The organism is Serratia sp. Ser99 (assembly GCF_024519545.1).
GTDB lineage: Bacteria > Pseudomonadota > Gammaproteobacteria > Enterobacterales > Enterobacteriaceae > Serratia > Serratia liquefaciens.
Genome location: NZ_JALJRT010000012.1, coordinates 14,413 through 34,831 on the forward strand (window position 1 = coordinate 14,413; position 20,419 = coordinate 34,831).

16 protein-coding genes are annotated in these 20,419 nt (G+C 55.7%); 7 read left to right on the forward strand and 9 right to left on the reverse strand.

What is annotated here, in order from left to right:
- Positions 1–245: 245 nt before the first annotated feature.
- The gene (gene glnA, locus NR114_RS20725) at positions 246–1,655 is read right to left on the reverse strand and encodes a glutamate--ammonia ligase (RefSeq protein WP_020837667.1); all 1,410 of its coding nucleotides are present in this window, start codon (positions 1,653–1,655) and stop codon (positions 246–248) included.
- A 370-nt stretch (positions 1,656–2,025) separates the two neighbouring features.
- Here glnA and typA point away from each other — a divergent pair, with 370 nt between their 5' ends.
- The 5 genes from typA to fabY all read left to right on the forward strand — a co-directional run bounded on the left by typA (position 2,026) and on the right by fabY (position 6,947).
- The gene (gene typA, locus NR114_RS20730) at positions 2,026–3,849 is read left to right on the forward strand and encodes a ribosome-dependent GTPase TypA (protein WP_020837665.1); all 1,824 of its coding nucleotides are present in this window, start codon (positions 2,026–2,028) and stop codon (positions 3,847–3,849) included.
- Between the two features lie 163 nt (positions 3,850–4,012).
- Positions 4,013–4,603: a glucose-1-phosphatase gene (yihX, locus tag NR114_RS20735; protein WP_020837663.1), complete on the forward strand. Its 591-nt coding sequence runs from the start codon at positions 4,013–4,015 to the stop codon at positions 4,601–4,603.
- A 49-nt stretch (positions 4,604–4,652) separates the two neighbouring features.
- Positions 4,653–5,543, forward strand: a complete 891-nt coding sequence (locus NR114_RS20740) for a virulence factor BrkB family protein (RefSeq protein ID WP_020837662.1) — start codon at positions 4,653–4,655, stop codon at positions 5,541–5,543.
- Positions 5,540–5,977, forward strand: a complete 438-nt coding sequence (dtd, locus tag NR114_RS20745; protein ID WP_020837661.1) for a D-aminoacyl-tRNA deacylase — start codon at positions 5,540–5,542, stop codon at positions 5,975–5,977. Before NR114_RS20740 ends, dtd begins: the two co-directional genes overlap by 4 nt.
- Before the next feature lie 22 nt (positions 5,978–5,999).
- The gene (gene fabY, locus NR114_RS20750) at positions 6,000–6,947 is read left to right on the forward strand and encodes a fatty acid biosynthesis protein FabY (RefSeq protein WP_020837659.1); all 948 of its coding nucleotides are present in this window, start codon (positions 6,000–6,002) and stop codon (positions 6,945–6,947) included.
- A 39-nt stretch (positions 6,948–6,986) separates the two neighbouring features.
- Here the strand turns inward: fabY and NR114_RS20755 are convergent, their stop codons facing one another.
- Both NR114_RS20755 and NR114_RS20760 read right to left on the reverse strand, forming a co-directional pair.
- Positions 6,987–8,648, reverse strand: coding sequence for an AsmA family protein (locus NR114_RS20755; protein ID WP_234529010.1), 1,662 nt, complete (start codon positions 8,646–8,648; stop codon positions 6,987–6,989).
- 132 nt (positions 8,649–8,780) lie between these two features.
- Positions 8,781–10,181, reverse strand: coding sequence for an NCS2 family protein (locus NR114_RS20760; RefSeq protein WP_020837657.1), 1,401 nt, complete (start codon positions 10,179–10,181; stop codon positions 8,781–8,783).
- A 242-nt stretch (positions 10,182–10,423) separates the two neighbouring features.
- Between NR114_RS20760 and gltS the strand changes: the two genes are divergently transcribed.
- Positions 10,424–11,635 (forward strand): sodium/glutamate symporter, encoded by a 1,212-nt coding sequence (gene gltS, locus NR114_RS20765; protein ID WP_020837656.1) that lies wholly within the window; start codon positions 10,424–10,426, stop codon positions 11,633–11,635.
- Between the two features lie 58 nt (positions 11,636–11,693).
- Here the strand turns inward: gltS and recG are convergent, their stop codons facing one another.
- Genes recG through gmk form a run of 5 tightly spaced genes read right to left on the reverse strand, consistent with a single transcriptional unit; the run spans position 11,694 to position 17,560 of the window.
- A complete protein-coding gene (gene recG, locus NR114_RS20770) occupies positions 11,694–13,775 on the reverse strand; it encodes an ATP-dependent DNA helicase RecG (protein ID WP_234529008.1) in 2,082 nt (693 codons plus the stop codon).
- Complete coding sequence (gene trmH / locus NR114_RS20775; RefSeq protein WP_020837654.1) at positions 13,772–14,467, reverse strand: tRNA (guanosine(18)-2'-O)-methyltransferase TrmH; 696 nt, start codon at positions 14,465–14,467, stop codon at positions 13,772–13,774. Before trmH ends, recG begins: the two co-directional genes overlap by 4 nt.
- Before the next feature lie 5 nt (positions 14,468–14,472).
- Positions 14,473–16,584, reverse strand: coding sequence for a bifunctional GTP diphosphokinase/guanosine-3',5'-bis pyrophosphate 3'-pyrophosphohydrolase (spoT, locus tag NR114_RS20780; protein WP_020837653.1), 2,112 nt, complete (start codon positions 16,582–16,584; stop codon positions 14,473–14,475).
- Positions 16,585–16,606: 22 nt separating this feature from the next.
- Entirely contained in the window at positions 16,607–16,882 is a 276-nt protein-coding gene (gene rpoZ / locus NR114_RS20785) for a DNA-directed RNA polymerase subunit omega (RefSeq protein ID WP_004953385.1), read from the reverse strand.
- A 54-nt stretch (positions 16,883–16,936) separates the two neighbouring features.
- Positions 16,937–17,560: a guanylate kinase gene (gene gmk / locus NR114_RS20790; RefSeq protein WP_041415115.1), complete on the reverse strand. Its 624-nt coding sequence runs from the start codon at positions 17,558–17,560 to the stop codon at positions 16,937–16,939.
- Between the two features lie 275 nt (positions 17,561–17,835).
- Here gmk and ligB point away from each other — a divergent pair, with 275 nt between their 5' ends.
- On the forward strand, positions 17,836–19,539 hold the full coding sequence (gene ligB, locus NR114_RS20795; RefSeq protein ID WP_234529007.1) for an NAD-dependent DNA ligase LigB: 1,704 nt from the start codon (positions 17,836–17,838) through the stop codon (positions 19,537–19,539).
- A 61-nt stretch (positions 19,540–19,600) separates the two neighbouring features.
- Here ligB and NR114_RS20800 read toward each other — a convergent pair whose 3' ends face one another.
- Entirely contained in the window at positions 19,601–20,218 is a 618-nt protein-coding gene (locus NR114_RS20800; RefSeq protein ID WP_020837649.1) for a trimeric intracellular cation channel family protein, read from the reverse strand.
- Between the last annotated feature and the right edge of the window lie 201 nt (positions 20,219–20,419).

A 20,419-nucleotide genomic window follows, 5' to 3' on the forward strand; every position in this document is an offset into this window, starting at 1 on the left:
AGACCAAGCTCCTGTCGGTTCGCTCGGTTGCCGCCTAGCTGCACCGTGAAATCTCTTGGGCATAGCAGACGACTGCACCTTTTTAGTGCATTTATCCTACTCCATCCGTTATGCACGCGGTATGGAATAGTTTTGCAGAAAATACGGTGGAGAAAAAAACCCATCCGAAGATGGGCTGAAAGTTTCCACGGCAACAAAAAAAGACAACTAAATCTGGGCGCCGCCCGCAGACGGCGCGGTAAAACTTAAACGCTGTAGTACAGTTCGAATTCAACCGGGTGTGGCGTCATGCGAACGCGGTCCATCTCTTCTTTGCGCAGATCGATGTAAGCATCGATAGCGTCGTCGGTGAATACGCCGCCACGGGTCAGGAACTCGCGGTCTTCGCTCAGTGCTGCCAGCGCTTCATCCAGGGAGCCTGCAACTTTTGGAATTTCAGCTTCTTCTTCCGGTGGCAGGTCATACAGGTTTTTGTCCATGGCGTCGCCAGGGTGGATTTTGTTAATCACACCGTCCAGGCCTGCCATCAGCAGGGCCGCGAAGCACAGGTACGGGTTAGCCGCTGGATCCGGGAAACGGGCTTCGATACGGCGCGCTTTCGGGCTGGCAACCACTGGGATACGGATGGAAGCGGAACGGTTACGGGCAGAATAAGCCAGCATGACCGGAGCTTCGTAGCCTGGGACCAGACGCTTGTAAGAGTTGGTGGTCGGGTTGGCCAGGGCGTTGATCGCTTTAGCGTGCTTGATGATACCGCCGATGTAGAACAGGGCAGTCTCAGACAGGCCGCCGTATTTGTCGCCGGCGAACAGGTTAGTCCCGTTCTTGGACAGCGACATGTGGCAGTGCATGCCGGAACCGTTATCACCGAACATTGGCTTCGGCATGAAGGTCGCGGTTTTGCCAAATGCGTGAGCCACGTTGTGAACCACGTATTTGTAGATTTGGATTTCGTCGGCTTTCTTGGTCATGGTGTTGAAGCGGGTTGCCACTTCGTTCTGACCTGCGGTTGCCACTTCGTGGTGGTGCGCTTCAACGACCAGGCCCATTTCTTCCATGGTCAGACACATGGTAGAACGGATGTCCTGTGAAGAATCGACCGGAGGAACCGGGAAGTAACCGCCTTTGACTGCCGGACGGTGGCCTTTGTTGCCGCCATCGTATTGGGTGCCGGAGTTCCATGCGCCTTCGATATCGTCGATGGCCACGTGGGAACCGCGGATGCTGCTGCCGAAACGAATGTCGTCAAACAGGAAGAATTCTGGCTCTGGCCCGAACAGAACGGTGTCCGCGATGCCGGAAGAGCGCAGGAAATCTTCTGCACGCTTGGAGATGGAGCGTGGGTCACGATCGTAGCCCTGCATGGTGCCTGGCTCGAGGATGTCGCAGCGAATGATCAGGGTAGATTCTTCGAAGAACGGATCCAGTACCGCAGTGCTGGCGTCTGGCATCAGCACCATGTCAGATTCGTTGATGCCCTTCCAACCGCCGATCGAGGAACCGTCAAACATTTTACCTTCTTCGAAGAAGTCGGCATTTACCTGATGAGCAGGGATGGTGACGTGTTGTTCTTTACCCTTGGTGTCAGTGAAACGCAGGTCTACGAATTTCACTTCATGCTCATTCAGCATCGTCAAAACGTGTTCAGCGGACATACTTAACTCTCCCGGATTTATCATTGTCGTCGTCGTGGAACGAATCTGTGAAACTGGCTTTTTTTGCCTTGAAAAGACTAAAGCGAAAACTGTGCCAACTTTGCTAAAGCGCTTTAATCGCCTTTCTGCATGGGTTTTGCACAGAATCAGTATGCACCATCAGTGACGTTTTGCACTTAAATGGTGCAATCAGTGCGGGGTGGGGCACTGTAATGGTGCAAAAGTGCACCGGATGCTGCTTTTTGCACCGTGAAAGGGATCACATACTGACCTGTACACAGTTGTTTATAAGAGACTGTTGTGATCTTGTTTAGTCCCTCGCTTAATACGTGTACAATAGCGCGCTATTTCTAATGCCTGAGGCAAAGCTGTGATCGAAAATTTGCGTAACATCGCCATTATTGCCCACGTTGACCATGGTAAGACCACCCTGGTTGATAAGCTGCTGCAACAATCCGGTACTTTCGGAGAGCGTGTAGAAGCCACCGAACGCGTAATGGACTCCAACGATTTGGAGAAAGAGCGTGGGATTACCATCCTCGCAAAAAACACCGCCATTAATTGGAAAGACTACCGCATCAACATCGTGGATACCCCAGGACACGCCGACTTCGGCGGTGAGGTTGAGCGTGTGATGTCAATGGTTGACTCGGTGCTGCTGGTTGTGGATGCAATGGATGGCCCAATGCCGCAAACCCGCTTCGTGACCAAAAAAGCCTTCGCTAATGGTCTGAAGCCGATCGTGGTAATCAACAAGGTTGACCGTCCGGGCGCACGTCCTGATTGGGTTGTTGATCAGGTCTTCGACCTGTTCGTTAACCTCGACGCAACCGACGAGCAGCTCGACTTCCCAATCATCTATGCTTCTGCATTGATGGGGATCGCCGGTACTGACCACAATGAGATGGCGGAAGACATGACTCCGCTGTATCAAGCGATCGTAGACCACGTGTCTGCGCCGCAGGTTGAGCTCGAAGCGCCATTCCAGATGCAAATCTCCCAGTTGGACTACAACAACTACCTGGGCGTGATCGGTATCGGCCGTATCAAGCGCGGTAAAGTGAAGCCAAACCAGCAGGTCACCATCATCGATAGCGAAGGTAAAACTCGCAACGGTAAAGTGGGCAAAGTGCTGGGCCACATGGGTCTGGAGCGTATCGAGTCTACCCTGGCTGAAGCGGGCGACATCATCGCTATCACCGGTCTGGGCGAGCTGAACATTTCCGACACCATCTGTGACACCTCTGCAGTGGAAGCACTGCCGGCGCTGTCTGTAGATGAGCCGACCGTAACCATGTTCTTCAACGTCAACACCTCACCTTTCTGCGGTAAAGAAGGTAAGTTTGTGACTTCGCGTCAAATCCTTGAGCGTCTGAACAAGGAACTGGTGCACAACGTGGCACTGCGCGTTGAAGAAACTGAAGATGCTGATGCATTCCGCGTATCTGGCCGTGGTGAACTTCACCTGTCGGTTCTGATCGAAAACATGCGTCGTGAAGGTTTCGAACTGGCGGTATCCCGTCCGAAAGTAATCTTCCGTGAAATCGATGGTCGTAAACAAGAGCCGTTCGAAAACGTGACCTTGGACATCGAAGAACAGCACCAGGGTTCAGTCATGCAAGCCATGGGTGAGCGTAAAGCTGACCTGAAAAACATGGATCCAGACGGTAAAGGCCGTGTGCGTCTCGACTACGTGATCCCAAGCCGCGGCTTGATTGGCTTCCGTAACGAGTTCATGACCATGACTTCCGGTACCGGTCTGCTGTACTCCACCTTCAGCCACTACGACGACGTGCGTCCGGGTGAAGTTGGCCAGCGCCAGAACGGCGTGCTGATCTCTAACGGCCAGGGTAAAGCGGTAGCGTTCGCCCTGTTCGGTCTGCAAGATCGCGGCAAGCTGTTCCTGGGTCACGGTGCGGAAGTGTATGAAGGCCAGATCATCGGTATTCACTCACGTTCCAACGACCTGACCGTGAACTGCCTGACCGGTAAGAAGCTGACCAACATGCGTGCTTCCGGTACTGACGAAGCCACTACCCTGGTTCCGGCTATCAAAATGACTCTGGAGCAAGCTCTGGAATTCATCGATGATGACGAACTGGTAGAAGTCACGCCAACCTCGATCCGTATCCGTAAGCGTCACCTGACGGAAAACGATCGTAAGCGTGCAAGCCGCGGTCCTAAAGAAGCCTAATCGCCGATTTAGTCTGCAACACTTAGGGCGCGCCAGCGCCCTGAGTTTTTTCCTCTGTCTTTTCTCATTTCTGCCGCGTGCTATACGCTTTTCCATCCGCTCTCTATTCAGCCTCTGCTTTTCCCGCTACAGTAAAATCTCACCGGCCCATCAGGAGAGGACTATGTTGTATATCTTTGATTTAGGTAATGTGATCGTCGATATCGATTTCAAACGTGTACTGGGTGTATGGAGCAGTTTGAGCGGTACGCCATTGGCGGTCTTGTCCGAACGTTTTGCTATGGGCGAATTGTTTCAGCAGCACGAGCGCGGTGAAATCAGCGATGAAGACTTTGCCGAAGGGCTGAGTGCCGAAATGGGGATTGCCCTCAGTTTCGAGCAGTTCGCTACCGGTTGGCAGGCGGTGTTTGTCGCCCTGCGTCCAGAAGTGATCGACATCATGAAGCGCCTGCGCAGCGAAGGTCACCGGGTGGTGGTGTTATCGAACACCAACCGCTTGCACTGCAATTACTGGCCGCAGCACTACCCGCAGGTGGCCGAAGCCGCCGATCATCTCTATTTGTCGCAGGATCTTGGCATGCGTAAGCCGGACGCCAACATTTATCTGCACGTACTGGATGCAGAAAATACCTCGCCGGACGACGCGGTGTTCTTTGACGATCACCCGGATAACGTCGCCGCGGCACAGGCGCTTGGCATCAAAACGGTTCACGTGACCGACCGCGACGTAGTACCGGCTTATTTTGCCCAATGACCGCAAAGGGTTAAGCTTAAGGCGTACAAACTGACATCAAGGAGTGGCCATGTCGTTTTTCCGCCGCAAGAAGCTGCCCGCTTCGATCAAACCCAGCGTCACCTTTTTACGACTGCTGATTAAACGCGTCGACAGCGATGGCCTGACCATGTTGGCGGGCCACCTGGCCTACGTCTCACTGCTGTCACTGGTACCTCTGGTGACCGTGGTGTTTGCGCTGTTTGCCGCGTTCCCGATGTTCTCCGACATCAGCGTTCAACTGAAAAGCTTTATCTTTTCCAACTTCATGCCGGCCGCCGGCAACGTAATTCAAAGTTATCTGGAGCAGTTTGTCGCCAACTCCAACAAGATGACCGCCGTCGGGACCTGCGGCCTGATAGTCACTGCGCTGTTGCTGATCTCGTCGGTGGACAGCGTGCTCAACACCATCTGGCGCAGCAAGAATCAGCGTCCTATCGTGTTTTCTTTCGCCGTGTACTGGATGGTGCTGACCCTGGGGCCGCTGTTGGTGGGGGCCAGTATGGCGATCAGTTCCTATCTGCTGTCGCTTAACTGGCTGGCGCAGACCGGCGTCAACAGCCTGGTGGATCAGGTGCTGCGTATTTTCCCGCTGATCCTGTCGTGGATATCGTTCTGGCTGCTGTATTGCATCGTGCCGACGGTTAGGGTGCCACCCAAGGATGCGTTGATTGGCGCACTGGTGGCCGGTTTGCTGTTTGAGCTGGGCAAGAAGGGGTTTGCGCTGTATGTCACCATGTTCCCGTCTTATCAGCTGATTTACGGCGTGTTGGCGGTGATCCCCATTTTATTCCTTTGGGTCTACTGGAGCTGGTGTATCGTGTTACTCGGTGCGGAAATCACGGTTACCATTGGGGAATACCGCGACTACCGACAGCAAAAGGCACAACAACAGGAACAGTCATCAGAAGGGCAGTTATGATTGCGTTAATTCAACGGGTATTAAATGCCAGCGTCACGGTGGAAGGCCAGACGGTAGGCAACATAGGCCCCGGTTTGTTAGTGTTATTGGGCGTGGAGCAGGACGATAACGAACAGAAGGCCGAGCGCCTGTGTGAGCGCGTATTGGGGTACCGCATCTTTGGCGATGAGAACGACAAAATGAATCTCAACGTCCAACAGGCAGGGGGCAGTTTGCTGGTGGTCTCGCAGTTCACGCTGGTGGCCGACACGCAAAAAGGTATGCGTCCGAGTTTTTCTCGCGGTGCGGTACCGCAAGAGGCCGATCGGTTATACCAATATTTTGTTGGCCAGTGCCGCGAACGCGGTATCGAAACCCAAACCGGTGAGTTTGCGGCCGACATGAAAGTCGCGCTGGTGAACGACGGGCCGGTGACGTTTTGGCTTCAAGTCTAAGATTCTGAGAGAGAAGGCGTCTATGTATCACCTACGAGTACCGGTAACAGAGCAAGAACTGAAAGAGTATTACCAGTTCCGCTGGGAAATGCTGCGCAAGCCGTTGCACCAGCCGGTGGGGTCGGAAAAGGATGCCTACGACGCCATGGCACATCATCAGATGGTGGTGGACGAGAGCGGAAAAATTGTCGCCATTGGGCGACTGTACATCAATGCCGATAACGAAGCCGCGATTCGTTTTCTGGCGGTAGACCCGACGGTGCAGGACAAAGGCCTGGGGACGCTGGTAGCCATGACGCTGGAATCCGTGGCGCGCCAGGAGGGCGTGAAGCGCGTAGTCTGTAGCGCCCGTGAAGACGCGGTGGATTTCTTTGCCAAGCTGGGTTTCATTAATCAGGGTGAGATCACCGCGCCGCAAACCACGCCGATTCGCCATTTCCTGATGATCAAACCGGTGGCGACGCTGGACGATATCCTGCATCGGCCCGACTGGTGCGGTCAGCTGCAGCAGGCCTGGTACGATCACATTCCGCTCAGCGAGAAGATGGGGGTGCGCATCAGCCAATATACCGGCCAGCGCTTTGTCACCACCATGCCGGAAATTGGCAACCAGAACCCGCACCACACGTTGTTTGCCGGCAGCCTGTTCTCTCTGGCCACCTTGACCGCCTGGGGCCTGATCTGGCTATTGCTGCGTGAGCGCCATCTCGGTGGCACGATCATTTTGGCTGATGCCCATATTCGTTACAGCAAGCCCATCACTGGCCGACCGCGTGCAGTGGCGGATCTCAGCTCGTTGAGCGGCGATCTGGCCCGTTTGGCCCGTGGCCGCCGCGCTCGCGTGCAGGCGGAAGTCCATTTGTTCGGTGACGACGACAAAGGTGCGGTATTTGAAGGCACTTATATGGTGTTGCCGGCCGAGCCGGAAGTGCCCCTGGATCAGGGCGGCTGTGAGGCGATAGACAGTTAATACCCAGGCCCTCTCTATGCGGAGAGGGCCTATCCAGAATTAAGGCAGTTGCTGGTTGACCGTTTGGCCATCGGCGGCAGTGGCCTGCAACCTGCCCTGCAATGAAGCCTTAAATGGCCCATCGCTGTTCAACAAACCTTTCAACTGTAATTGCAGATTACCGTCGCCTTCCAGCGGTACTGCTTGCCATCCCCATTGTTGTAGCGTATTCAGCGGTACCGAACGCCCATTCAACGACAGCGTAAAAGGCTTGCCCGGCAGCTGCTCGACGGTGGCTTTGGCATCCAACAACCCCTGCGGCATAAAGGCGCTGAGCTCGGTGACGTTGATCTGCTCGTCATTGGCGTTCAGCGCCAGCGATGGTCGGCGCACGTCAATTTTGTTGAAGGTAGCTTCACTGCCGTTCAAATTCAGCGTGCCGGACCAGATGCCCCACTGGTGATCGCGCGCCAGCAGCAGGTTGCTGCCATAACCGTCCAGTGCGGTGATCTGGAAAGGGAAGGCCGGGTTGATATCGATGATCAGGTTACGGTTGGTGGTCAGTTTATTGACATACACCTCCGCCAGCCAGTTCGGCAGCGGTTGTAACCACAATGCGCGCCAGTCTATAGGCAACGTATATTCCAACGCAGCGACCGCGACCTCATCCAGCTGCAGGCGGTTGTTGGCACGCAGCCAGTTGCCCGAGGTGCGCAATAACCCACCTTCCCAGCGGGTGGTGAACTGCTGAATGGCGATGCCGGCCGGCGAGAGTCGCATATTCATGATCGGATCAATCAGATGGAAACTGCCATTGATCAGGTCGCTGGCGTTAAAGTTCAGCGAACCGTCCTGGCTGCTCCAGCCGCCCTGTTGGAAGGTGACATTTTGCAGTGACAGGTCGAGATCGTTAAATGCCCACTCCTTGCCTTCCAGCCGTGCATCTATCAGATCAAAACGTTTGAGCGTGACGGGGGGCAGAGCGGTAAAACGTTGCCAGAACTGTTCCAGTGTCAGGGGAGTTTGCATGCGCACGCCGCTGAGCCTCAGTCGCTCTACCTGCCAACTGCCGTCGGCGGCGCGAGTGGCTACGCCGGTCAAATCCCCCTGCGCCAGGTCGGCGCCGAAATTGCTGAGCAGCAGCTGATTTTGTTTCCGCTCGCCCTGAACCAGCACCTGAGAGGCCGGGATGCCATTGAGCGTCATCGAGCCGGCACTGAACTGGAACTGATTGTTATCACCTAATGGATGGCCGGCTTTGGGTTGCCATGGCGTGATGCCGGCGTTGACCTGCTGCGCGTTGAGCTGCCAGGTTTCATCGTTGGATTGCAGCGCCATATTGCTCAGTTGCAGCACGTCGGCCTGTATTGGCGTTGCTGCGTCCTGCTGCTGCAGATTCAGCGTGCCGTCACGCAGCGTGACGCTATGGAAATGACGAGGTTCGGTAATTTGGCGCAGGCTGAGACCGAGGTCCAGACGTTTGGCCACCAGTGATTGAGGCTGATTTTTTTTGGCCAACTGAACGTCTTCCAGGCTGATTTGGCCCGGCTGGTTCCATGAGTGCGAGATTGCCGCCACCGACAGGCGGTAGTCGCTGTTATCGCTGACCCAGCGGCTGACCCAGCCCGCGGCCCAACGGGTTTGCCCTATGACGTACAACAGTGCAACGGCCAGCACGACCAGCAGCAGCAACGTCAGCAACAGTTTTCCGATAAATTTCATCGTCTACATCCGCGTCGGTCAAAAAAGATACCCTGTTTATGCCGCAATTGGCCGGGCATCTCAAGTGCAATGGTCTGATAGGCAATAAAAAACGGCCGCAAGCGGCCGTTTGTCACAAGGCAGTTCGATGGATTATTGTTTCTCGTGTTCCTGCGGGAACAGCAGGTTCAGCGCGATGGCAGTGATGCCGCCGGCAGCAATGCCTGAGGAGAGTAATGTTTTCAGCCAGTCCGGTGCGAACTGCAAGATCAACGGTTGCTGGGAAACGCCCATCCCCACGGCCAACGACAGCGCCATGATCATGATTGCACGGCGGTTCAGACGCTCTCGCGACACGATACGCACACCGGATGCGGCGATGGTGCCGAACATCACCAGGGTGGCGCCGCCCAATACCGGCTCAGGAATGTGTTGTACGAAGCCGGCCACCGCCGGGAACAGCCCCAGCGCGATCAGCATCAGTGCCACCACGAAGCCGACGTAGCGGCTGGCGACGCCGGTCAGTTGGATCACGCCATTGTTTTGACCGAAGCAGGAGTTAGGGAAGGTATTAAACACCGCCGACAGCATGGAGTTCAGGCCGTTGGCCAGTACGCCGCCCTTAAGGCGCTTCATATACAGTGGGCCACTCACAGGTTGTTCCGACACGTCAGAGGTCGCGGTGATATCGCCGATAGTTTCCAGCGAGGTGACCATAAAGATAAGCATCAGCGGCAGCAGCAGATTCCAGTCAAAACCCAGACCGTAATACAGCGGGGTCGGGATGATGATCGCCGCCGTCTCGGGGGTGGGCTGGCTTTCTGGCAGCATGCCCATGGCCCAGGCCAGCAGATAACCCACCGCCATGGCAATCACCAGTGAGGCGACGCGCAGGTAGGGATTGCGCTGACGGTTAAGCAGAATAATGACCAGTAATACCGCGCCGGCCAGCAGCAGATTTTTGGGGGCGCCGAAGGTACCTCCGTTCATCGCAGCATAGCCGCCGCCGATGGAAGTCAAACCGACCTGAATCAGAGACAAACCGATAATCATCACCACAATGCCGGAGACCAGCGGGGTGATAATGCGCCGTGCCAAGTGCAACACGCGTGACAGCAGGATCTCGGTGCAGGAGGCGACCATCAGCGTACCGAACAGCGCAGCCATCATGGTGGGAACGTCCGCGCCGCCATTTTTCAGCGCCAGCCCGCCCATGATCAGCGGCGAAACAAAGTTAAAGCTGGTGCCCTGAATAGACAGCAAGCCCGAGCCGACGGGTCCCCAGGTTTTGATTTGTAAAATAGAGGCCAGGCCGGAGGCGAACAGCGACATGCTGATAATGTGCTGAGTGTCCTGCGCCGGCAGACCCAGTGCCTGACAAATCAACAGGGCCGGTGTGATCACGGCAACGAACATCGCCAGCAGGTGCTGACCGGCGGCGAACAGCGTTTGCGGCAGCGGTGGGCGATCTTCCAGGCGATAAATCAGTTCACTGTTGCGGGGAGTGGCGGATGCTTTTTGCGCAGCATCGAACTCGGCGGATGGCTGGGTCATGGTGTGGCATTTCCAGAAACGGCAAAGCAGGCATTTTAATGATTTGGCCCATAAAAGCAAACGGTTGCGCGTTAATGCTTTGTTAGCAGTATCGTCACTTATGTCGCATTTTCGTTCATTTTTTCTTGTGTTATCAGCGTTTTTTACTTCTAATCCTGCACTCATCAAGTTTTAAAAACTAAGCGGTTTTCTCTAACTTATTATTTATTAATTGGATCTTTTCCCTTACATGGAGTAACTGGATGTTTCATCTTGATACTTATGGCACGTTAGTCGCAGCAACATTGGTTCTGCTCCTTGGGGGCAAATGCGTCACCAGCATCCCCCTGTTGAGGAAATACACCATTCCCGCTCCTGTCGCCGGTGGTTTACTGGTGGCACTCCTGTTGTTAGCCCTGAAAAAGTTCGTTAACTGGGAAATCAGCTTCGATATGTCGCTGAAAGACCCGTTAATGTTGGCCTTCTTCGCCACCATCGGTTTGAACGCCAACCTGTCGCGGTTGCGCGCGGGTGGCAAGGCATTAATGGTATTCCTGTTTGTGGTGCTGGGCCTGCTGCTGGTGCAGAACGCTATCGGCATCGGCATGGCGAAAATGCTGGGTCTGGACCCGTTGATGGGCCTGATCGCCGGCTCGATTACCCTGTCCGGCGGTCACGGTACCGGGGCGGCCTGGAGCAAGCTGTTTATCGAACGCTACGGCTTTGAAAACGCCACTGAAGTGGCGATGGCCTGTGCCACCTTCGGTCTGGTTCTGGGTGGCCTGATCGGCGGTCCGGTGGCGCGTTACCTGGTGAAGCACTCTTCCACCCCGGAAGGCTCGCCGGATGACAGCGTCCAGCCAAGCGGTTTTGAAAAACCGGAGAGCGGCCGTTTGATCACCTCGCTGATCATGATTGAAACCATCGCGATGATCGCCATCTGCCTGAGCCTGGGGCAGTTTATCTCCGGCTTGCTGAGCGGTACGGTATTTGAATTACCCAACTTTGTTTGCGTGCTGTTCGTTGGGGTGATCCTCAGCAACACCCTGGCCTTCACCGGGTTCTATACCGTGTTTGAGCGTGCGGTGTCGGTGCTGGGCAACGTTAGCCTGTCGCTGTTCCTGGCGATGGCGTTGATGAGCCTGCGTTTGTGGGAGCTGGCTTCTCTGGCGCTGCCAATGCTGGCGATCCTGGCCGTACAAACGCTGGTGATGGCACTGTACGCAATTTTCGTTACCTACCGGGTGATGGGTAAAAATTACGATGCAGCGGTGTTGGCTGCGGGCCACTGCGGTTTCGGCATGGGAGCCACGCCTACGGCGATCGCCAACATGCAGGCGATTACCGATCGCTTCGGTCCATCGCACCTGGCGTTTCTGGTGGTGCCTATGGTGGGGGCGTTCTTTATCGATATCGCCAACGCGATTGTGATTAAGCTGTATCTGCTGTTGCCGGTGTTTCCGGCGATTGGCTGATTAACCGGTCGTAATAACGAAAAAGGCGCCTATCTGGCGCCTTTTCTCTGCCTGAAAATCAGGCGTTGGAGTAACGTGCTTTCTCCGGTAGCCAGCGTTCAATCAGGGCTCTGGCATGCTCCTGGTACTGCTGGTGTATATGGCGGGCGACGCGTTGTACTTCCGGGATCATCGCCTGATCGCGCAGCAAATCCGCCACTTTGAACTCCGCACTGCCGGTTTGGCGGGTGCCCAACAGTTCACCGGGACCGCGGATTTCCAGATCGCGCTGGGCAATAACGAAACCGTCATTACTGTCGCGCAGCACCTGCAGGCGCTTTTGCGCCGTTTTGCTCAACGGGGTTTTGTACAACAACACGCAGTGAGACGCTACGGCGCCACGACCCACGCGCCCCCGCAACTGATGCAGCTGAGCCAGCCCCAGTCGCTCCGGGTTTTCGATGATCATCAGGCTGGCGTTGGGCACGTCGACCCCCACCTCGATCACCGTCGTCGCCACCAACAGCTGCAGCTCACCCTGTTTAAAGGCCTGCATTACCGCCTGTTTCTCTTGTGCTTTCATGCGACCGTGCACCAGCGCCACTTTCAGCTCTGGCAGCGCGGTTTTCAATTCTTCCCAGGTGGCTTCGGCTGCCTGGGCTTCCAGCAGTTCGGATTCTTCGATCAGCGTACAAACCCAGTACGCCTGGCGGCCTTCTTCCATGCAGGCGCTTTTCACCCGCTGAATAATATCGGCGCGCCGGGTGTCTGGAATGGCAACGGTAGTGACGGGCGTTCTGCCCGGTGGCAGTTCGTCGATCACCGAGGTGTCGAGATCGGCATAGGCGGTCATTGCCAGCGTGCGTGGGATTGGCGTGGCGGTCATGATCAACTGATGGGCATGGAAGCCTTGTTCTTCGCCTTTCTCCCACAGTGCCAGCCGCTGGTGTACGCCAAAACGGTGCTGTTCATCGATGATCACCAGCGCCAGACCGGAAAATTGCACCTGTTCCTGGAAGATGGCGTGGGTACCGACCACCATGGAGACCTGCCCGCTGGCAATTGCCTCTTGCTGTGCGATACGCGCCTTGCCTTTTTGCTTGCCAGCCAGCCAGCCAACCTCTAACCCCAGCGGTTCAAACCACTGACGGAAGTTATTGGCGTGCTGTTCGGCCAGCAGTTCCGTTGGGGCCATTAACGCCACCTGCTTGCCGTGAGCGATAGCGCGCAGTGCTGCCAGCGCGGCCACCAGCGTTTTGCCGGAGCCAACGTCGCCTTGCACCAGGCGCATCATCGGGAAGCCTTTTTGCATATCGGCTTCGATATCGGCCACTACGCGATCTTGCGCGCCGGTGGGGGCAAAGGGCAACTGGGCGAGGAATTGCTTTTTAAGCCGGTCGTCGGGCATTAACGGCAGGGCCTGATAGCTCTGCGCACCGGCTCGTACCGCCAGCATGCTGAGGTTATGCGCCAACAGCTCTTCCAGGATCAGGCGTTTTTGCGCCGGATGCTTGCCCTGTTCCAAATCCGCCAATTGGATATCCGGCGGCGGGCGGTGCAGTGTATGCAGCGCCTGTGGCAGGCTCATCAGACCGCCGCTCAGTTCCGGCGGCAGCAGTTCGGCAATAGCGCAGGTATCCAGCAACTCCAGCGCCTGATCGGTCAGCTTGCGCAGCGTGGCCTGGCGTATGCCTTCGGTGGTGGGATAAACCGGTGTCAATGACTCTTGCAGCTCAACTTCGCTGCTTTCCCCTTGAATGCGATATTCAGGGTGAATAATTTCGGCGCCGTGGTTACCGCGTTTGACTTCACCGTAGGCGGTCACGCGACGGCCGGTGGCCAGGCTGTTTTTCATCGCAGCGTTGAAATTGAAGAAACGCAGGGTGAGTAGGCCGGTACCGTCGCTGATCTGGCAGGTTAGCATCCGCCGGCGTCCAAAACTGATGTCGGTACGCAGCACTTCGCCTTCCACCGTGGCAAAAATGCCAGGCTGCAGATCGTTTATCGGGTAGAGGCGGGTGCGGTCTTCATAGCGCAGCGGCAGGTGCAGCAGCAGATCTTGAATGGTTTCCAGGCCAATCTTGGCCAGTTTGCCCGCCTGGCTGGCGCCAACCCCGGAAAGCGTAGTGAGTGGGACAGCATCCAGCAGACGGCCTTTCATTTGCGTACCGTCGCCTGCATGGCCGCCCACCATTCGGCATCGGCGACCACCTGGCCCTGTTGATCGATATGAGGGCGCGGCAGCTTTTTACGCTTGGCCACGTTGGCCAGCACCGGGTAGCCGCCTTCAAACAGCAGACGTTGTTGTTCTTCTGCGTCGAGCATACTGTGCTCACGGCGATACAGGCCGGCATTTTGCCGCTGGCGTTGCGCTTCGTACAGGATCAAGGCTGAGGCAACCGACACGTTGAGTGACTGCACCATACCGATCATCGGAATGATGATGTCCTGATCGGCAAGCGCCAGCGCTTCTTCGGTAATGCCAGTTTTTTCCTGGCCCAGCAGGACGCAGGTAGGGCGAGTGTAATCCACTTCGCGAAAGTCTACCGCCCGGGCGGAAAGGTTAGTCGCCAGGATCTGCATGCCCTGGCCTTTCAGATGAGTTACGGCGTCGCCGATAGTGCGATGGGTTTGAACATTGACCCAGCTGTTGCTGCCGGCGGCGGAGGAAACCAGGGTTCGCATGCGTGTAGTTGGCCACACGGCATGCACCTGATGCACGCCGACAGCGTCGGCGGTGCGGATAATGGCGGAGACGTTATGCGGTTTGTGAACCTGTTCCAGGCAGACGGTTAAATCCGGCTGCCGGGTGGCCAGCATTTCACAAATCCGCGCATAGCGTTCAGGGCTCATAAGCGCTAATTTCGGTTACGGTTAACTTTGATGACATCCGGCATGATACGGATTTTACGCATAATATTTGCCAGATGGATGCGATCGCGGGTGGTCAAGCGGATAAAGGCGCTATAAACCCGGCCGTCTTTCTCTTCGGTATTCAGGCTTTGAATATTGGACTCAGCTGCATTGATGGCTGCCGTCAGGTTGGCCAGTGCCCCCTGATGGTTAAACATGTCCACTTTGATCTCGGCAATGAATTCCTGCTCGATGTCTTTATCCCACTCTACCGCCATGAACTTTTCAGGCTCTTTCTGGTAGCCGCGGATATTACGACAGGATTCATGGTGGATCACCAGGCCTTTACCTGGGCTGACGTGGGCGATAATTGGGTCACCCGGAATAGGTCGGCAGCATTTGGCAAAGGTGATCAGCACGCCGTCTGCGCCCTTGATCGCCAGGTTACGAACGCCGGAAGAGGTGCCCAGATTGGACTGATCGCCCTGCAGGTTTTTCGCGACCACGACGCTCATGGCATTGCCCAGGCCGATTTCAGCCAGCAGATCGTCCAGCGTCGCCAGCTTCATGCGATCCAACTCGTGTTGGATATTTTCCGGCGGGATCTCGGCCAGTTTGCGACTGCCGCCCAACGCATGGTTTAACAAACGGCGGCCGAGGCCAACCGAATCATCGCGCTTGAGGTTTTTCAACATCTGGCGAATTTTAGCGCGCGCTTTGGAACTGACGACAAAGTTCAGCCAGGCGGCGTTTGGTCGTGCGCCCGGAGCGGTGATGATTTCGACCGTCTGGCCGCTGGTCAGTGACTGCGACAGCGGGTATGGCTGACGATCAACCCGTGCGCCAACGCAGGCGTGGCCGATATCGGTATGCACCGCGTAGGCGAAATCGACCGGGGTGGCGCCCGCAGGCAATTCAACGATGCGGCCTTCCGGGGTGAAAACGTAAATCTCATCCGGGAACAGATCGGATTTGACGCTCTCAATAAATTCAAACGAGCTACCGGCGCTCTGTTGCAGCTCCAGCAGGCTCTGCATCCAGCGCTGGGCTCGGATTTGCGCGGTGGTGCCGGTTTCACCCTGTTCTTTTTCTTTATAAGCCCAGTGCGCGGCGACCCCCATTTCGGCCATCTGATCCATATCTTCGGTACGGATCTGCACCTCTACCGGAACGCCATGCGGGCCGATAAGTGAAGTGTGCAGCGATTGATAGCCGTTGGCCTTGGGAATGGCGATATAGTCTTTGACCCTGCCAGGGCGCGGTTTATACAGGCTGTGAGCCTGACCCAGCACGCGGTAGCAGGTATCCACCTCTTTCACGATCACCCGGAACGCATAGATATCCATAATCGAATGGAAGCGCTGTTCTTTCAGGTGCATCTTGAGGTAAATGGAATACAGATGTTTTTCTCGCCCGCTGACGCGGCAGGGGATGCCGGCTTCGGTCAATCGCCCCTCGATTTCGGCGAGAATCTTCTGGATCATCTCTTTACGGTTACCGCGGGCGGCTTTCACCACTTCTTTGATTACGCGATAACGGTTCGGATACAACGCCTCGAAACCCAGCTCTTCCAGCTCGGTTTTCAGGTGGTGAATACCCAGACGATGGGCCAGTGGGCTGTAGATTTCCAGGGTTTCACGCGCAATACGCCGCCGTTTGTCGGGGCGCAGCGAACCTAAGGTACGCATGTTGTGCGTGCGGTCGGCCAGTTTGATCAACACGACGCGGATATCCTGCACCATCGCCATGATCATCTTGCGGAAGTTTTCCGCCTGGGCTTCTTTTTTGTCCTGGAATTTCAGTTTGTCGAGCTTGGATACGCCCTCAACCAATTCGGCGACGCTTTTGCCGAACAGCTGTTCCATATCCTGATAGGTGGCCGGGGTGTCTTCGATGACGTCATGCAGCAGGGCTGCCATCAGCGTCTCATGATCGAGACGCATTTCCGCCAGAATACAGGCCACAGCAACCGGGTGAGTAATGTAGGGCTCACCGCTGGAGCGTGTCTGTCCCTCGTGAGCATCACGTGCAACGAGGTATGCCTGTTTGAGGCGCTTAATCTGCTCCTCAGGCAGGTAACGTTGAATCAGCAGATTCAGGCTTTCAAACAGGTACAAGGCAGGCTCGCAGTCTAATTAATTAACGACGACCTTCAGCAATCGCGGTAACCGCTTGAATTTCTGCGGCTTCCTGCTCTTGCTGCTCCTGACGATCGCGAACATCGAGGATCTGGCTGGTGATCAGGCCTTCTTCGATTTCGCGCAGTGCGATAACGGTGTACTTGTCGTTTTCTTCCGGAACAAGTGCATCTTTACCGCCAGTCTGGATTTGACGTGCCCGACGAGCAGCGACCAACACCAGGTCAAAACGGTTACCAATTTTCTCTACAGCGTCTTGAACAGTTACGCGTGCCATATTTGTGCTACTCCACAGGTGACGAAAAGACTGGGCATAATACTGAAACTGTCTTCAGTCTGCCAATAGTTTGCTGATTAAAGCGTCATGCCGCAGTAATTGGCGGCCTAAACGCAGGCGTTCGGCGCGAATTATGGTTTTCAGATCGGACAGGGCCAGATCGAAATCATCGTTCACGATTAAATAATCATACTCCGCGTAGTGCGTCATTTCCGCCACGGCTTGCGCCATGCGTTTGGCGATCACTTCATCAGAGTCTTGTCCGCGTCCACGAAGGCGACGGCCAAGTTCTTCCTTCGACGGCGGCAAAATAAAGATGCTGCGCGCCTGGGGCATTTTGGCACGAATTTGTTGCGCGCCCTGCCAGTCGATATCCAGGAAAACGTCTACCCCGGTCGACAGCACCTGCTCAATGGCAGCGCGTGAGGTACCGTAATAGTTGCCGAACACTTCGGCGTGCTCAAGAAACGCATCCTGCTCAATCATTCGGCAGAATTCTTCTTTTGAGACGAAGAAATAATGATCGCCATGCTGTTCACCCGGGCGGCTGTCGCGCGTGGTGTGCGAAACCGAAACCTGCGTGTCGTACAGCGGTTGCGTCTTTAACAAAGCCTGAATCAGACTTGATTTCCCTGCGCCACTAGGGGCAGAGACAATATAAAGCGTGCCTTGAGCCATGATGATATTCGTTGATATGCCAATAACAGCGGATGTGTATTTTCTCCGCACAGTATACACGGCTAACGTGCCGGATGCAGCGTTAGCTCGCATTTTGCCCGCCGCTTTATGCTGAAAAAACCTCAAACAGGGTGGTTTGCGCAGCGTATCGCCAAATTTTGACGGTTTTCTGCAATGCCGGCAGGCGTTAATCGAACCGCTGCGCAGAACGCCTCATGGGCCATTGTCTTGCTTTCCTCTTCCGGCTTTACTGCCGGTTATCAGGGAGGTGAAAGATGCGCAAAAGTGTCATGAGAATAGGGATGATGCTGCTGGTCGGTTTGCTGTGCAGTGAGACTGTTCGGGCGCAAGCCTGTCCGGCGTGGCGCCCGGTGCGGATGCAACTGGAGATAACCGCCTTAAAAAACCAGCTTGAACGCTGGGACGTAGCTTATTACCAGCAGGGCAGCAGTTTAATTGAAGATGAAGTCTACGACAGCCTGCGCGAAAAGCTGCGGTTATGGCAGCGTTGCGCCGGGGTAGCGCCGGAGGAGGGGGCTGGCCCGCTTTTACCCGAAGGCAAGGTGCCGCACCCGGTGGCGCATACCGGGTTGCGGAAATTGCCGGATCTTGCCGCCGTCGACCAATGGTTAAAGGGGCGTAGTGATGTCTGGGTTCAACCCAAAGTGGACGGTGTCGCCATCACGCTGGTTTATCACGACGGAAAACTGACGTCGGCGATCAGCCGAGGGAACGGACTGAAAGGCGAGAACTGGCTGGAAAAAGTGCGGACTATTCCTGCGGTGCCGGTCAGTATTAAGGGGGCCCCGCCAACGTTGATTCTGCAGGGCGAGCTGTTTCTGATGGTGAACGGTCATCAACAAAAGGTCAGCGGCGGCATCAACGCCCGTGCCAAGGTCGCCGGTGCGCTGATGAAAAATAAACCCTCGCTGCTACTCCAACAGATTGGGCTGTTTGTCTGGGCCTGGCCCAACGGTCCGCAGGAGATGGCGCAGCGTTTACGCCAGCTTGCTGAAATGGGTTTTCCTCTTGCCCTGACTTTTTCGCAGCCGGTGAACTCCTCGGCGGAGGTGCAACAATGGCGAGAGCATTGGCATAAAACCGCTTTGCCTTTCGTCACCGATGGTGTGGTGATCCATCAGGCACACTCACCCCAGGGGCTCTACTGGCAAGCCAGGCCCGGTGATTGGGCCGTTGCCTGGAAGTATCCGCCCGCGCAGCAGGTGGCGCGAGTAAATGGCATTGATTTCAATATTGGCCGCACCGGAAAAATCGCCGTGGTACTGCGGCTTGACCCCGTCAGGATGGACGATAAATGGGTAACGCGGGTTAACCTCGGCTCGCTATCACGTTGGCGAAAATGGGCGGTTGTGCCCGGCGATCAGGTTGCAATCAGCCTGATGGGACACGGCATTCCACATCTTAATAACGTGGTCTGGCGCGTAACGGACCGGTCGCTACCCAGTGCGCCGTCTGCTGAACGTTATCACGCGTTGAGTTGTTTCAGTTGGCGGCCGGATTGCCGTCAGCAGTTTCTTGCCCGACTGGTGTGGTTGAGCGGCCCGCAGGGGTTAAGTTTGCGCGGCGTTAGTGAATCCACCTGGCAGACGCTGATCGATCAGGGGTTAGTGCGGAATTTGCTGGATTGGCTGTTGCTGACGCCGGAACAACTGATGGCCGCGCCCGGGATCGGCGGTAAGCGAGGGCAAAGCATTCACCGGCAATTTCAGCAGGCGCGACAACAACCGTTCGCGCGTTGGCTGCTCGCTTTAGGTATACCGCTCTCCCCGCAGCAAACGATGGCGCTGACAAACTGGCATCAGGTCCAGCAAATGTCCCCCGTGGCGTGGCGGAAAATCGTCGGTATTGGTGCAAAAAGGGCACAACAGATTGCCGATTTTCTCCAGCACCAGCCAGTCTTGGCGCTGGCCAGCACCCTGGGCTCACAAGGGATTGTGGGTTTTGCCGGCGCGCCTTGATGTGATGTTTCTCTTGGAGTCCATCAACAACGGGATTGCCTATGCTGTTATGGTGCCCTTATTAATGATCCGGATGCTGATAGTTAAACACCGGCAGACCCAGCCGAAAGCGCAGAGCAATCAGTCGGGCGCTGAGGCCGGCCACCAAAGTGATGATCACCACCATATTATGTGGCAGGCTGAAATGTTGCAGACCGATGTACAGCCAGGCGGCGGCGAAGGAGATACCGGCGTAGATTTCTTTCTGGAATACCAACGGAATGCGGTTGCAGAGCATATCGCGCAGAACGCCGCCGAACACGCCGGTGATTACAGCGGCAATCGCGGCAATGATGGCGCCGTGGCCCATGTCCAGCGCGACCTGCGCGCCGATGATTGAAAATACAATCAGCCCAACGGCGTCCAACACCAGAAACAGACGACGCAGGTGGCGCATCAAGGGGGCCAGCCAGGTGGTGACGATCGCGGCAATGGCAACGATAACGATATATTCAGGATGTTTGACCCACCCCAGGGGGAAATGCCCGAGCAACATGTCGCGTACCGAACCGCCACCGATTGCTGTGGCAGAGGCAATAATAATGACGCCAAACATGTCCATTTGGCGGCGGCCGGCAGCCAGTGCGCCAGTCATGGCTTCGGCAGTAATACCGATGATATAAAGAATGCTCAATAACATAAGATATTCACAGGGTAGGCGGGAATGAGAGTCATGGTGGCAGGGTAATGGCCGCGAGGACATAGCACCACTGAGTTTTTCTAACCGATGGCAATTCGGATTACTTTAGTTAATCCATTTTTTGTTTTATTTGCTTATCCATTGCCTTTTTGAACCTTATTCGTTTCAAGAATGGATTAGATATTTCGCATTGGTTTCTAT